Consider the following 14,243-nt stretch of genomic DNA (forward strand, 5'->3'; position numbering starts at 1 on the left):
GGCTTTTCACCTCAGGCCGCAGAATCTGGCGATGGCTTCGTAGGTTTGCGGCGTGCTGGCCAGCAAAGCGAATAACACGAACCAAAGGCCCAGTAAGTAATGCCAATAGATGGTGCAGAGCTCTACGCTGACGCTGAGTTGCGGCAACGGCACGCGACGCAGGAATTTAGCGACGATTATGCTCCAGGCGATCAACCCGCCCAGCAGGTGGAGCCCATGCATACCCGTCAACAAGTAGAAGAAACTGTTGGCCGGATTGCTGGCGACGAAATAACCCCAGGCGACAAACTGCTGCCAGACCCAGAGTTGTCCCGCCAGAAAGGCAATGGCAAATACCCCCCCCACTACAAAACCAATCACCGTAGCGTCCAGTCGAGCCTGTCGGGCCGCCATGCGCGACCACTGCAGTGCGACGCAACTGCATACCAGAAAAGCCGAGTTCAGCCATAGCAGCCAGAGATTGGCTAACGGCGCCAAGGGCTCTGTCAGGGGTCGCCAGTCGGCCATTTGTGAACGGGCAATAAAGGCGATCAGGAAGAGAAAGAATAACGAACTCACCACGACCAGGAACAAGCGCAGGCCCGTTCTTGCGATATGGCTTCTATCGGCACCCTGGGGGGCCTGAATACCCTCCGGATCGCGATTCCAGCTGCCACCGGGATCAGCGCCATCGGCGTTTCTCAACAGTAACCTGCTCATGTTTTAACGTCCGCTATCCTGGTTCCGGCACTCAGTTGCCGCATCTGCTCCAACTCCTCGGCGGAGACCGTTTGAGGAACGAAATCCTGTTCTATCCCCGGCACACTGTAGTCATAGGCCCAGCGATGCACGATCGGCAACTTCGCTCCCCAGTTACCGTGTTTCGGCGGGGTATCGGGCGTTTGCCATTCCAAGCTGGCCGCACCCCAGGGATTACTGCCTGCGGGTTTGCCCTTGAATGCACTCCAGGCCAGGTTGAACAGGAACAGCAGCTGCGAAACGCCGACGGTCAATGCGATCACCGTAATGAAGGCATTCAACTCTTGCGCCGACTGCGGGATGAACGCGTAGTTTTCATAGGCGTAGTAACGGCGTGGCATGCCCTGGAATCCCAGGTAGTGCATGGGGAAGAAGATGGCGTAGGTGCCCAGAAAGGTAATCCAGAAATGCAATTTGCCCAGGGTGTCGTTCAACATGCGCCCGGTGACTTTCGGGAACCAGTGATAAATGCCGCCGAACACCACCAGCACCGGCGCGACGCCCATGACCATATGAAAATGGGCGACGACGAAATAGGTGTCCGAGAGCGGAATATCCACGATCACATTGCCCAGAAACAACCCGGTCAGGCCGCCGACCAGGAAGGTGACGATAAAGGCCAGGGCAAACAGCATCGGCACGGTCAGATGAATGTCGCCCTTCCACAGGGTCAGCACCCAATTGTAGACTTTCAGTGCGGTCGGCACCGCGATGATCAAGGTGGTAACGGCGAAGAAAAAGCCAAAGTACGGGTTCATTCCGCTGACATACATATGGTGCGCCCACACCACAAAGCTGAGTACGCCAATCGCAATAATGGCCCACACCATCATTCGGTAGCCGAAGATATTTTTACGCGCATGCGTGCTGATCAAGTCGGAAACCAGACCGAACGCAGGGAGCGCAACGATGTAGACCTCCGGGTGGCCGAAGAACCAGAACAGGTGCTGGAATAATATCGGGCTGCCACCCTGATGATCGATCTGCTGCCCCAGCGAGACCATCGCCGGCATAAAGAAGCTGGTGCCCAACAGCTTGTCAAACAGCATCATGACCGCACTGACAAATAACGCCGGGAACGCCAGCAAGGCCATGATCGAGGCCATGAAGATGCCCCATACGGAGAGCGGCATGCGAAACAATGTCATGCCGTGCGTGCGCGCCTGCAACACCGTGGTGACGTAGTTCAACCCGCCCATGGTGGCCGCGACAATAAAAATCGCCAGGGAGACGAGCATCAGGACGATCCCCCACTCGACCCCCGGTGTGCCCTGGGAAATGGACTGTGGCGGATACAGCGTCCAGCCCGAACCGGTGGGACCGCCAGGGACAAAGAAACTGGAGAGCAACACCACTACCGCCAGCAGGTAGAACCAATAACTCAGCATGTTGACATAGGGGAAGACCATGTCGCGGGCGCCCACCATCAGCGGGATCAGATAGTTGCCGAAGCCCCCCAGAAACAAGGCCGTCAGCAAGTAAATGACCATGATCATGCCGTGCATGGTCATCGCCTGATAGTAAGCACTGGCGTCCATGAACTCCAAAGCGCCGGGGAAGCCAATCTGTATGCGCATCAAGCCGGACAGCACCACGGCGATAACGCCCACGAATATAGCCGTCACGGAATATTGAATGGCGATGACCTTGTGGTCCTGACTCCAGATATATTTGGTCAGGAAACTTTTGGGTTCGTGCAGTGCTTCTGTTTCGGCTTGCTCCGCATAAGCCATCACGTCATCCTCCGGTTCGAAGTTTCGGTGCATTCCTGGCTGCTTTACGGCTACTTCCCTGGCTCCGCCTTGCTCGCATCGGCGTCGGCATTCGCTTTGGATTTGATAAAGGCGATCAGTGCGTCCAACTCCTGATCACTCGGGGTAAAGACCGGCATGACGGCTGCGTAGCCTTTGACGATTTTGGCGCCCGGATTAAGAACCGAATCCTTTAAATAGCCCTCGTCGGCCTTGATACTCGTACCGTCGGCCAGGGAGACGGTCTCGCCATACAGGCCCTGCCAGCTGGGGCCGACACCCTTGCTGCCGTCGACGCTGTGGCAGGCCAGACAGCCGAGCGACTCGGCCAGCCGCTGCCCCTGCGTCGCCAAGTCATCACCTTTGTCCAACTTGTCGCTGGCAGAAGGTGCTTGCTGCGCGGCACCCAGTGATTTGATCAGGGCGACGACAGCACCCAGTTCATCTTCAGTGAGAGTATAGGCCACCATCACTGGCGGGTAGCCCTGGACCAGTCGGGCCTTCGGATCGAGGATCGACTCTTTCAGGTAGGCCTCATCGACCAGCGCACTGGTGCCATCGGCAAACTGTTCAGTGCGGCCGTACAGCCCCTTCCATCCCGGGCCGAGACGAGGACTGCCATCCTGGCTATGGCAGGCACCGCAGCCATATTGTTCGACCAACTGGCGACCTTTTTCCAGCACGCTGTCCTGACTGGGTTTGGCAGCTGTGGTTAATGTCTGCGCAAAAGTCGGTTGGCTGTTCAGCCATTGATCGAAGACCCCCTGCTCTTCCACGATCATCTGGCCGCGCATGTTGTAATGACCTACGCCACAATATTCAGCGCAAAGGACTTCATATTTACCGATTTTTGTCGGCGTAAACCAAAAGTACGACACCATCCCCGGCACCATGTCCATCTTGCTGCGAATTTGCGGCACGTAGAAATTGTGCAGCACATCTTTGGAACGCAGTAAAACTTTCACTGGCTGATCGAGCGGAAGGTGAACTTCATTGTTTCTTATAATGACATCGTCTTGCCCAACAGGATCCTTGGGGTCAAGGCCGAGGGGATTGGTGAAATCAACAAACTTGATATCCGATTTTCCCAGCTTCCCGTCCTGGCCAGGAAAACGAAAGGCCCACTGCCACTGCTGGGCGACCACTTCAAGCTCATAAGCATTGTTCGGCACCCGGATGAAGTCACTGTAAACCACCAGGCCCGGCGCCAACATCGCAGCAATACCTACCGAGGTCACGATGATCAACCATGTTTCCAACTTTTTATTTTCTGGCTGGTAGGCCGCCCTGGCACCCTCCTTGTGACGATAACGCATCACCGCGACTGCCATGAATACCGTGATGGCGATGAAAAATATTCCGCTGATGATCAGGGTGATGAACAGGGTGGTGTCTATGGATCCCCAGTTGGAAGCTGCCGGTGTCGCATGCCAAGGCGCTAGTAGATGGAACAGCACGGATGCAATAACGATTAGTACAAGAATAATTGCCATTGCCATTTTACTTTCATCCTATTCCTGTTACTCATCGGCATGCATCAGCATCGCCACAGAACAACATCGTCAAATCAATACTGATCTGACGCCAAAACAGGCTAGACAACTACCACCTGTCTTCGTGGCAAAGTCCGCAGGAAGTATAGTTCATGGCCGGAACCAGCGCTTTTCCAAAAAAGCCTTGCTGCCTGGATATTCCGACTTCAGCGTCAACTTGTTCACTTGAAACCTATTCGCTATATATAACTGTAACTAATGAGCAACACATCTCGCCTGAACGACACGTCGGGCAAACGAGGTCCGGTTGCCAGCTATAATCAAAGTCGGATTACGGAAGGCAAAGATCGGTTAACAGCGCCCGCAAAGATCCTCGCCTATGCATAGCAGTCAGACAATCGACGGCCAACAGCGATAGCGTCCAGCCGTCCAGCCGTCCACAACGGAGATTTCGCCATGAGTGCCTTGACGATCGAAGGCTGGTGCAAAGTCAACGGAGAACCAAAGCCGACCCCGACAGGTGAAATCCATTTTTACGTCGATGGCCCACTCCATCTGGGTCTGGAGCAAGCTGAAGAACGCCTGCAGAAAACCCATGAGCCCGAAGCCATGGTCGATGTCGACATGAACACGCTGGAATTGAAATTGCCAGAGGGATACGGACCTTTGTCCGACTGCCAGATGCGCGTCTATATACACCTCGAGCGCGGCCAGTTCCATTTGGTCGGGCATCGCGCGAGTGATGGAAGCTTGATCTATAGCAACGCGATTTTGATTGATCAGTTGCTTGAGTAGCCACCTCTAGCTGTTGAGATGGAGTTCGGCATCCAGATGAATGGCCTGTAAGAACGCGCTGTCGTGGGAGACCACGATCAATGCCCCTTGGTACTGATTGAGCATCTGCTCCAGCGCGATTCTACTGGGCAGATCCAAATGGTTATCCGGCTCGTCCAGCAACAGCAATTGCGGGGGGCGCTGTGCGTATAGCTGCGCAGCCAGGGCTATTTTCAGGCGTTCGCCACCGCTCAATTGGCAAGTCTTGAGCATCGCACGGCCCGCATCAATCCCCATCTGGGCCAGCCGGGTTCGCGCCTCGGCCTCGGGCAACTGCGGATTACTCTCATGAAGCCATTGCAACGCTGTTCGTTCGGGATGCTGTAATCCGGCGTGCTGATCCAGCCAGCCGACCTGGCAACTGCGTATGAGCTCGCCTTCGCGCATCGGCAGCTGGCCGGCGATCACTCGCAAGAGGGTCGACTTGCCGCTGCCGTTGACGCCCAGGATCGCCATGCGCATCGGCCCCGTCAGCGTCAGATTGACCGGCGCCGTGTGACCGAACGGCAGCACGACGTCGTTGAGCTGCAATATCAGCCTGCCATTGGGCACCATGCTTTCCGGGGACTGCATCATGCGCTGAATGTCTGGCGCACAGCGCGCCCGGGCCTCGTCGATACGTTGTTGTTGCTGCTCCCGGGCCACCTGTTGATTGAGGCGCAATTTTCCCTGACTGTTTTCACTGCGCTCTTTCTGGGCATTGGTGATCAGTTTGGTCTGATTGCCGTCGCGGGCCTGACGGTCGCCGCGGGCATTACGCCGTTGCTGACGTTCCATCTGCACGGCCATCTCACGTTGCTCGCGCCTGGCCTGTGCCCGCTCCCCTTGCAATGCCGACTGGAACGCCTGCTGTTCCTGCTCGCGCGCCGCCGCATACTGACTGTAGTTGCCGCCATAGGCCGCCAGCCCCAATGGCGAAAGCTCGACAATTTCGTTTACGTGCTCCAAAAGACCCCGGTCGTGACTGATCAACACCAGGCCGTTGGGCCAGCGATCGATCTGCTGCGCAAGCTTGTGTTGCTGCTCGATATCCAGATGGTTGCTGGGCTCATCCAGAATGAGCCAGTCGGCCCGGGATAACCACGCCCCCAACAGCGCCACCCGTTGCCGTTCGCCGCCACTGAGGGCGTCGGTGCGCGAGTCGGCATTCAAATGGCCCAGGCCGATCTGCTGCAGTTGCGCCTCGAGGCGTGTGGCGCAATCCCATTGGTCGACCGCCAGCGAATGGTCGTCATCGTCGACGCTGCCTTGGGCAATGCGATCCAGCGCCGCCAGAATAGGGGCGACCCCGGCCAGCGCGGCAACGCTGGGATAGCGCTCGGGCTCCAGTAACTGCGCCACGGCGTAAACCTGCCCTTCGCGACGGACGATGCCGCCGGTGGGCAGTTGCTCCCCCGTCAGGAGCCGGCCAAGCAAGGACTTGCCACAGCCATTGGCGCCCACGATGCCGCTGGCCCTGGTACTGAAGGTGTGGTTCAAGTGCTCGAACAGCATGCGCCCGTCGGGCAGGTTGAACGACACTTGATCAAGTTGAAGTAACCGTTGAGTCATGACGCGTCCTTGAACAATCGGCCCGATAGGCACTGAACCACTCCCTGATGGTGCGCAACAGCATCCGGCACCGAGGGCCAATGTACTCGACCAGACGTGCCGTATCAAAATCGGTTTGTCACGCAAAGACTGGACCGGGCTCGATGCCCAGTCAGGAGACTGGAAGGCGTTTTCACTGGCTGGTCGAACTGCGGGACAGCTCGCTGGCCAGTGCCCTGGTCGCCAAAGTGGTTCGCCGGTTAGTTGCCACGCTCATTGCGTCCGGACGTCTGCATCGACACATTTGACCTACATCAGGCACGGATCTTTTTTTCAGCTTGCATTAATAAACGATCGGTCTATATTCATGCCATGACCGACTTGCCTAAACGCCGCGGGCGTCCGCCGAAAAGCCCCCGCACCAATCCCGACACCCGCAATGCGTTGATTCGTAGCGGTACCGCCCTGCTGACCGAGCAGGGCTTCATGAGTACCGGCATCGATTTGCTGCTCGCGCAGGTCGGTGTGCCCAAAGGCTCGTTCTACTATTACTTCGAAAGCAAGGAAGCCTTCGGGCATGCCGTGCTGGACAACTATGCCGACTATTTCGCACGGCGCCTGGATCGGCATTTCCTCAATGAAGACCTGACGCCGCTGCAACGGGTAGCCGCCTTCGTCGAAGACGCCAAACGCGGCATGACCAAGTATGAATTCAGGCGTGGCTGCCTGGTGGGTAACCTGGGCCAGGAAGTGACCCTGCTGCCGGCCAGCTTTAAACAACGCCTGGACGCTGTGATCATCTCCTGGCAAACACGCTTGAGTCGGTGCCTGCAAGTGGCCAAGGACTGCGGCGAATTGGACCCGGCGGTGGATTGCGAGGACCAGGCGGCGTTTTTCTGGATCGGTTGGGAGGGTGCGGTACTGCGCGCGCGCCTGACTGGCAACACTCATCCGTTGGATATTTTCCTGCGCGGTTTCTTGTCAGGACTTAGAGCCTGACTTTTTTGCACTATTTGTAGACGATCAGTCTAAAAGGAGCAGAGCGATGTTTGACGCCATTCTGATTGAGAAAGACGACGCGGGTTATCGCGCCAACCTTCAGCAGCTGCAAGAGGCGCAGTTGCCCGAGGGTGACGTCACGGTACGCGTTCACTACAGCACCCTGAACTACAAGGATGCCCTGGCCATCACCGGCAAGGGCCCGGTGGTGCGCAAGTTTCCGATGGTCCCCGGCATCGACCTGGCCGGAACCGTCGAGCACAGCAACAACGCGGCCTACAAGGCCGGCGATCAGGTCCTGCTCAATGGTTGGGGCGTGGGTGAAAATCATTGGGGCGGCCTCGCGCAGAAGGCACGACTCAACGGCGACTGGTTGATCCCCCTGCCCGCCGGATTCACCGCGGCACAGGCCATGGCCATCGGTACCGCCGGCTACACTGCCATGCTCTGCGTCATGGCCCTGGAACGCCAGGGTGTCACGCCCGGCAATGGCGAGGTCCTGGTGACCGGCGCCAACGGCGGGGTCGGCAGTTTCGCCATCGCGCTATTGAGCGGCCTGGGCTATCAGGTCGTCGCGTCCACCGGCCGACCGCAGGAGTCGGACTACCTCAAGGCGCTGGGCGCCAGCGACATCATCGACCGTGCCAGCTTGAGCGAGCCGGGCAAACCCATGGTCAAGGAACGTTGGGCGGGCGTGATCGATTCCGTGGGCAGCCACACCCTGGCCAATGCCTGTGCCGCCACCCGCTACGGTGGTGCAGTCGCCGCCTGCGGACTGGCCCAGGGGATGGACTTCCCTGCCAGCGTGGCCCCCTTCATTCTGCGCGGGATCACCCTGGCCGGTATCGATAGCGTGATGCGCCCACGGCAGGACCGGATCGACGCCTGGAATCGGCTGGATCGCGATCTGGACCGCCAACTGCTCGAGCGGATCACCCAGACGGTCGCGCTCAAAGACATTATACCGATGGCCCGGCAACTGTTGGCTGGCCAGGTACGAGGACGTCTGGTGGTGGCAATGGATGTGTAGGAGCAAGCTTGCTCGCGATGGTCGCCAACGATAACGCGTGATTGCTGGATAACCGCGGTGTTCTGGAGTCCATCGTCGGAACGCCGCCCGGAGCAAGCTCGCTCCTACGGATGAGGCGTTTTCGTGGTGAGACTCAACTGGGTTTAAACCCCATGAACTGCTGCACCAGCGCCGCCAGCACTGGCTTCAGCCTGGAGGTTCCAGAATCGTTCATGGCTCCAGTATAGGTAGCTATTATCAGTTTTGGAGTCGTGTTCTCATCCTGCGGGAAATACGGGCACACTAATTTGAGCGTGGTTATCCCGAGCGCCCTCTCCCAGCTCTGCAACCAGGACCTCGTCCCCACACAGCCAGAGGGGCGAACCTGGGGAACGTTCAGCCTGTTCGCGATGTGGATGTCCGACGTGCACTCGGTCGGCGGCTATACCTTTGCCGCCAGCCTGTTCTTTCTGGGGCTGGCGGGCTGGCAGGTGCTGCTGTCGATGACGGTCGGGATCAAGATTGTCTACTTTCTGATGAACCTGATCGGCAGGCCGTCGCAAAAGTACGGCATTCCGTTTCCAGTGGTCGCGCGCCTGTCCTTCGGCGTGATGGGCGCCAATCTGGCAGCGACCGTGCGCGGGATCGTCGGCATCGTCTGGTACGGGGTACAGACGTCACGCTTTGCCAAGAGCGAATCCGTGATGAAAAAGGGCAACTTCTGGGGCCTTCCGGTCAACTTCATCAAACTACCTGGTGAAGCGGCAGGTCATCAAGCTGGCAGGAGCCCCTTGCCCTTCCCCTCATAGATGATCCCACGTCATCCATACCTTGATAATCCATCCTTTGTCAGTCCCTGAAGAGTGGCCTCTAATGCCGCGAAGCCAGTGATCCCTATCACTGATTTCAACAATAAAAGCTCTTCCAGGAGATACCATGCACAGCGGTCCCACTTTATTGCTGGTGTTGTTTTGCGCCATCTTTCTGATCGTTTTTCTCATCGTCAAAGTTCGCGTCCACGCCTTCCTGGCCTTGACCGCAGCGAGTTTTGTGGTGGGGATCGGTTCAGGCATGCCACTGGCGCAAATGGCCTCTTCCTATGAAAAAGGTGTCGGCGGAACACTCGGGTTCCTGGCAACGGTCATAGGCCTTGGCGCCATACTCGGAAAAATGCTCGAAGAGTCCGGTGGCGCGGAACGCATCGCCCGCACGCTATTGAGCGCCATGGGTAAAGAGCGTGCTTCATGGGCCATGATGCTCGTCGGGTTCATTGCGGGCATCCCCGTGTTCTTCGAGGTTGGATTCGTCCTGCTCATTCCGCTGATCTATGTGGTCGCGAAAGAGACCAGGATCAACCTGCTGTACCTGGGCGTGCCCTTGGCCGTGTCGCTGATGGCCGTTCATTGCATGTTGCCCCCGCACCCTGCAGCCATGGCGATTAGCGGGATGCTGGGCGCCGATGTGGGCAAGGTCATCGTGTACGGCCTCATTGTCGCGCTGCCGACCGCCATCATTGCCGGGCCGCTGTGGATCAAGCTGGTCTGCAAGAGTGAAGCGCCTGAAACTCAAGCGGCGTTTCTGGACGAACATTGCGACGACAGCACGACCCGGGACTTGCCAGGCCTCGGCTTGACGCTGCTGACCATCCTGTTGCCACTGCTGCTGATGGTAGGGAAAAGCCTCGCGACCGCCCTGCCCCATGACTCGGGCGCACTCAGTGTCATTTCGTTCCTGGGCACGCCACTGATTGCCCTGTCCATTGCGGTGGTGTTCGCCTATTGGGCGCTGGGCCTGCGCCGCGGCTTATCGATGCCTGACTTGCTCGCGCACACTCAGAAGAGCTTTCCCCCACTGGCCAGCATTCTGCTGATCATCGGTGCTGGCGGGGCATTCAACGGCATCCTGGTCGACAGCGGCGTGGGTAACGCGCTGGCCGGTTCGTTGACGCAATTGAACATGAACCCCATCGTCCTTGCGTGGTTGGTGGCCGGGTTGATGCACTTCGCCGTCGGCTCGGCGACAGTGGCAATGATCAGCGCGGCTGGCATGGTGCTGCCGATGCTGGGCGCGCATCCCGCCGTGAGCAAGGAAATCATCTGCATTGCCATCGGCGCCGGCGCCATTGGCTGGACCCATGTGACGGACTCCGCCTTCTGGGTGGTCAAGGAATACCTGGGTGTCTCCCTCGCCGAAGCCTTGAAGAAATTCACCCTGGCCACCGTACTGGCGTCCCTGGTCGCGCTGGGGCTGACCCTGCTGCTGTCGAACTTCGTTTGAATCAACCTGTATTTTCAGCCTTATCTGTTTAGAAGGACCACGTCATGATTTTGGGAAAAACACTTGAAAGCTGGTACGCCAGTCATCCTTTGATTCGCGATCTGGTCGCGCTGCAAGAAACCACCTGGTTCAATCCTGCCGTGGCTCCGGTCGCGGAATCGATCAGCGATGCAGGGTTGACGGCCGACGACGTCGCCGATGCCAGCGCTCGCCTGACGCGCTTTGCTTCTTACCTTTGCCGTGCGTTCCCGCAAACCCAAGGCAGTGGCGGCATCATCGAGTCAGACGTGGTGCCGGTGCCACACCTGCAGCAAGCGCTGAGCGAGCGCTACGGCCAGGCATTGGCCGGGGCGCTGTGGCTCAAGCGGGACAGCCATCTACCCATTTCGGGCTCCATCAAGGCGCGCGGCGGTATCTATGAAGTGCTCAAGCATGCCGAGGACCTGGCGCTGGCCGGCAATCTGCTGACCCTTGACGACGACTACGCCGTGCTGGACAGCGATAAGGCGCGGGCGTTTTTCGGCCAGTATAAAATTGCCGTCGGCTCGACCGGTAACCTCGGCATGTCCATCGGCATCATGGGCGCTGCGCTGGGCTTCCAGGTGACCGTGCACATGTCGGCGGACGCGCGCCAATGGAAGAAGGACAAGTTGCGCTCGCACGGCGTCACGGTTGTCGAGTACGCCTCCGATTACAGCGTGGCCGTTGCGCAAGGCCGCCAACAAGCGGAGTCCGATCCCGCCTGCCATTTTGTGGACGATGAAAACTCGGTCAACCTGTTCCTGGGCTACTCGGTAGCCGCCGAGCGCCTGAAAACGCAATTGGCGCAGGCCCATATCACCGTGGATGCGCAACATCCATTGTTTGTCTACCTGCCCTGTGGCGTCGGTGGCGCGCCGGGCGGCGTGGCCTTCGGCCTGAAGCTGGCCTTCGGCGACGCCGTCCACTGCATCTTCGCCGAGCCCACTCACTCGCCCTGCATGCTGCTGGGCGTCTATACCGGGCTGCACGACGAAGTGAGCGTGCAAGACTTCGGCATTGACAACGTGACGGCTGCCGACGGCCTGGCCGTCGGCCGCGCTTCAGGTTTTGTCGGCAAGGCCATGCAGCGCTTGCTCGATGGTTTCTACACCGTCAGCGACGAGGAAATGTACAGCTTGCTGGCTCTGCTGGAGCGCTGTGAAGGTATGCGCCTCGAACCGTCCGCGCTCGCCGGCGTGCCCGGCATTGCCCGAGTCCATGCCGACCGGCAAGGCTACCTGGCCCGCGCGGGCCTGGACGAGCAGGCCATGGTGCAAGCCACCCATCTGGTCTGGGCAACCGGCGGCAACATGGTGCCTGGCGACGAGATGGACGCGTATCTGGCCAAGGGCCGTGCATTGCTCGGCAAGGGTTGATCGGGCAATAGGTATCCGCGCGGCAGGGATGCACCCGGGTACACGCTGATTCAAGGGCAAAACCGGATGTGGCAAGATGAACGACTTGCCGCATCCGGGTACGTTTGACCGCTGCAAATGCGTCCTGCACCCGCGGCTTTTGTGCTCGAGGGAAAACTGTCGTGCTCAACCTTCCTCCTCGTATCAGTTCCAGGCTCAACAGCAGCCAGTTTGCGAACCTTCACACCTTTCTGGTAGCCGCCCGTCACCTGAGCTTCGCCCGTGCGGCGGAGGAACTGTGTTTGACCGCCAGCGCAGTGAGCCACCGCATAAGCCGGCTGGAAACCGCGTTGGCCATGAAACTGTTCCAGCGCCTGACCCGGCAGGTCAGCCTGACTGATGAAGGCGAACGGATCTTCGAAATACTGCAGAATGCGATGGGGGAATTGTCCGAAGCTCTTGAGCAATCGTCACAAGCTGAAGTGGCTGGCTCCATCGCGCTCTACGTAAGGCCTTCCATCGCCCAATGCTGGCTGGTACCGCGGCTGGCGGACTTTGTCGACCGTTACCCCCTGGTGTCACTGGACCTGCGAGTAGGCAATGACAATGTCGACTTCCGGACCCGCAAAATCGACTTGGCCCTGTACTACGCCAACGGCGAATTCCCCGGTCTGACGAGCCATCGATTGATGCAAGAACAACTGGCCCCCGTGTGCAGTCCCGACTATGCGCGACGCCATCGCCTGGCGGAAAACCCGCAGAACTTGCGGCACTGCACCACCTTGCATGACTCCCTGGCCTGGGATCATGCGGCCTATGATGCAGAGTGGACGCTCTGGGCAGAGCAGCACAACCTGCTCGCGGCACTGCCCAAACGCACCTTGACCTTCGATCGCTCCGATTTGAGTGTGACGGCAGCCATGAACCACGCCGGTATCGCGATTGGCCGTCAACAGCTGGTGCAGAAGCGCGTCGATCGCGGCGAACTGGTGCTTCCCCTCGCCGGTTTCAGCCGCTCGGGCCACTATGATTATTATCTGGTCCACCCGCCGCTCGACACCATCCCCAAACGATTGCTGGTGTTCATGAACTGGTTGCGCGAGTGCGCCAGTCAATCATCCCCCCTGGGTGCGAACGAAGACCTGCTCGGATGAGCGCTGTTTCACGGGGCGGCCAGGCTGCTCGGTAGCATCGCGGTGAGCAGGATGAAACTGCCCATCGCGACAAACAGGGCGAAGGCACCGCGACGCATGCTCAGGTCGGAGAGTTGCGGCGGAAAACGCACATACAGCCAGCTGGCCAGCATGGCGACCGGGATCGACAGCATGCCCAGCGACATGACCTCTGCGTTCAATTCCCCCTGCAGGCCCTGCATGATCAAGCGGACCAGGGCCATGGCGCCGGACAGCGCCAGCAAGCTGGTGCGGATGGCCTGGATGGACACCGGTTGACGATAGTAGTGATAGATCATCGGCGGCCCCGGTACGCTGAACAGGCCACCCAACAGGCCGCCGAGCACCCCCATCATGACGAAGCTCATGCGGCTTGAGCGGGATGGATGAGGACGTGGTTTGATAAACAAGGCGATACCGCCGGCCACGATCAGTCCGCCCAGCAACAGTTGCAGCAGCGCGGTATGCTCTTCGCCCATGATCCCCAGTGACCACAGACCCAGTAGCGTGCCCGGTACCACGCCAACGAACGTCTGGAGGAACGATGCCCGATCGATGTGCCGCCAGTGGCGAGACAGGGCGATGACGATGCCGGGCAACGCGACGATGGTGATGGTGGTGGCGACGGTAGCGATGGGGGCGGCGTGGGTGAGTACGGCAATCGCCAGTACCACAATGCCCAGTGCGAACCCGGTGAACGCTTGCAGGTAGCTGCCAACGGCCACCGCGACAAGAATGATGAGCAGCGATTGCAGTTCTGAGTGTAGTTCCATGGATCATCCTGCCGGGATCGGTTGTTGTTCTGGCCGCACGCCCGGGGCGGTCGGTACCCTCAGGTACCGGCCGGGCCGGGACCGGGATTACTGGTGCAGAATGAAAGTCGCCACACTGTGCAGGTCGTCCGCACTCAACTGCGCGAACGGCGGCATGGGGATCGCCCCCCATTTGCCGGTACTGCCGCGCTGGATGCTGGACGTTACCTTGGCCAGTGCCTGCGGGTCATTGGCATACTTGGCCGCCACCTCGTGATAGGCCGGGCCGACGACCTTATGATCGATCGCGTG

13 protein-coding genes are annotated in these 14,243 nt (G+C 59.1%); 7 read left to right on the plus strand and 6 right to left on the minus strand.

Annotated elements, in window-relative coordinates:
- Positions 1-6: 6 nt before the first annotated feature.
- Genes F8N96_RS33670 through F8N96_RS33680 form a run of 3 tightly spaced genes read right to left on the minus strand, consistent with a single transcriptional unit; the run spans position 7 to position 3,988 of the window.
- Entirely contained in the window at positions 7-699 is a 693-nt protein-coding gene (locus tag F8N96_RS33670; protein WP_150801453.1) for a cytochrome c oxidase subunit 3, read from the minus strand.
- On the minus strand, positions 696-2,471 hold the full coding sequence (ctaD, locus tag F8N96_RS33675) for a cytochrome c oxidase subunit I (protein WP_150801467.1): 1,776 nt from the start codon (positions 2,469-2,471) through the stop codon (positions 696-698). The genes F8N96_RS33670 and ctaD overlap by 4 nt, the downstream gene beginning before the upstream one ends.
- 50 nt (positions 2,472-2,521) lie before the next feature.
- Positions 2,522-3,988: a c-type cytochrome gene (locus F8N96_RS33680; protein ID WP_150801454.1), complete on the minus strand. Its 1,467-nt coding sequence runs from the start codon at positions 3,986-3,988 to the stop codon at positions 2,522-2,524.
- A gap of 450 nt (positions 3,989-4,438) precedes the next feature.
- Here F8N96_RS33680 and F8N96_RS33685 point away from each other — a divergent pair, with 450 nt between their 5' ends.
- A complete protein-coding gene (locus tag F8N96_RS33685; RefSeq protein ID WP_150801455.1) occupies positions 4,439-4,777 on the plus strand; it encodes a hypothetical protein in 339 nt (112 codons plus the stop codon).
- 6 nt (positions 4,778-4,783) lie between these two features.
- On the opposite strand, the gene F8N96_RS33690 is transcribed toward F8N96_RS33685, so the two are convergent.
- A complete protein-coding gene (locus F8N96_RS33690) occupies positions 4,784-6,367 on the minus strand; it encodes an ABC-F family ATP-binding cassette domain-containing protein (protein WP_150801456.1) in 1,584 nt (527 codons plus the stop codon).
- A 351-nt stretch (positions 6,368-6,718) separates the two neighbouring features.
- On the opposite strand from F8N96_RS33690, the gene F8N96_RS33695 reads away from it, so the two are divergent.
- The 6 genes from F8N96_RS33695 (at position 6,719) to dsdC (ending at position 13,161) form a co-directional block, all read left to right on the plus strand.
- Positions 6,719-7,345 carry a TetR/AcrR family transcriptional regulator gene (locus F8N96_RS33695; protein ID WP_150801457.1) on the plus strand — a complete coding sequence of 209 codons (627 nt, stop codon included), beginning with the start codon at positions 6,719-6,721 and terminating at the stop codon, positions 7,343-7,345.
- A 46-nt stretch (positions 7,346-7,391) separates the two neighbouring features.
- A complete protein-coding gene (locus F8N96_RS33700; RefSeq protein WP_150801458.1) occupies positions 7,392-8,375 on the plus strand; it encodes an MDR family oxidoreductase in 984 nt (327 codons plus the stop codon).
- 293 nt (positions 8,376-8,668) lie between these two features.
- The gene (locus F8N96_RS33705) at positions 8,669-9,163 is read left to right on the plus strand and encodes a cytosine permease (RefSeq protein ID WP_224789568.1); all 495 of its coding nucleotides are present in this window, start codon (positions 8,669-8,671) and stop codon (positions 9,161-9,163) included.
- Between the two features lie 127 nt (positions 9,164-9,290).
- On the plus strand, positions 9,291-10,631 hold the full coding sequence (locus F8N96_RS33710) for a gluconate:H+ symporter (protein WP_150801459.1): 1,341 nt from the start codon (positions 9,291-9,293) through the stop codon (positions 10,629-10,631).
- 44 nt (positions 10,632-10,675) lie between these two features.
- Positions 10,676-12,028: a D-serine ammonia-lyase gene (gene dsdA / locus F8N96_RS33715; RefSeq protein WP_150801460.1), complete on the plus strand. Its 1,353-nt coding sequence runs from the start codon at positions 10,676-10,678 to the stop codon at positions 12,026-12,028.
- Between the two features lie 161 nt (positions 12,029-12,189).
- Positions 12,190-13,161: a DNA-binding transcriptional regulator DsdC gene (gene dsdC / locus F8N96_RS33720; RefSeq protein WP_150801461.1), complete on the plus strand. Its 972-nt coding sequence runs from the start codon at positions 12,190-12,192 to the stop codon at positions 13,159-13,161.
- Between the two features lie 8 nt (positions 13,162-13,169).
- Here the strand turns inward: dsdC and F8N96_RS33725 are convergent, their stop codons facing one another.
- Complete coding sequence (locus tag F8N96_RS33725; RefSeq protein WP_150801462.1) at positions 13,170-13,952, minus strand: TSUP family transporter; 783 nt, start codon at positions 13,950-13,952, stop codon at positions 13,170-13,172.
- Between the two features lie 87 nt (positions 13,953-14,039).
- Positions 14,040-14,243 (minus strand): c-type cytochrome (locus F8N96_RS33730; RefSeq protein ID WP_412071837.1); only part of this gene is annotated, 204 nt, incomplete at its 5' end.

This window comes from Pseudomonas fluorescens, from assembly GCF_902497855.1.
Classification (GTDB): Bacteria; Pseudomonadota; Gammaproteobacteria; order Pseudomonadales; family Pseudomonadaceae; genus Aquipseudomonas; species Aquipseudomonas fluorescens_BI.

Coding starts and splice junctions, on each gene's coding strand:
- F8N96_RS33670 (WP_150801453.1), bottom strand. CDS start 699: ATGAGCAGGTTACTGTTGAGAAACGCCGATGGCGCTGATCCCGGTGGC.
- ctaD (WP_150801467.1), bottom strand. CDS start 2,471: ATGGCTTATGCGGAGCAAGCCGAAACAGAAGCACTGCACGAACCCAAA.
- F8N96_RS33680 (WP_150801454.1), bottom strand. CDS start 3,988: ATGGCAATGGCAATTATTCTTGTACTAATCGTTATTGCATCCGTGCTG.
- F8N96_RS33685 (WP_150801455.1), top strand. CDS start 4,439: ATGAGTGCCTTGACGATCGAAGGCTGGTGCAAAGTCAACGGAGAACCA.
- F8N96_RS33690 (WP_150801456.1), bottom strand. CDS start 6,367: ATGACTCAACGGTTACTTCAACTTGATCAAGTGTCGTTCAACCTGCCC.
- F8N96_RS33695 (WP_150801457.1), top strand. CDS start 6,719: ATGACCGACTTGCCTAAACGCCGCGGGCGTCCGCCGAAAAGCCCCCGC.
- F8N96_RS33700 (WP_150801458.1), top strand. CDS start 7,392: ATGTTTGACGCCATTCTGATTGAGAAAGACGACGCGGGTTATCGCGCC.
- F8N96_RS33710 (WP_150801459.1), top strand. CDS start 9,291: ATGCACAGCGGTCCCACTTTATTGCTGGTGTTGTTTTGCGCCATCTTT.
- dsdA (WP_150801460.1), top strand. CDS start 10,676: ATGATTTTGGGAAAAACACTTGAAAGCTGGTACGCCAGTCATCCTTTG.
- F8N96_RS33725 (WP_150801462.1), bottom strand. CDS start 13,952: ATGGAACTACACTCAGAACTGCAATCGCTGCTCATCATTCTTGTCGCG.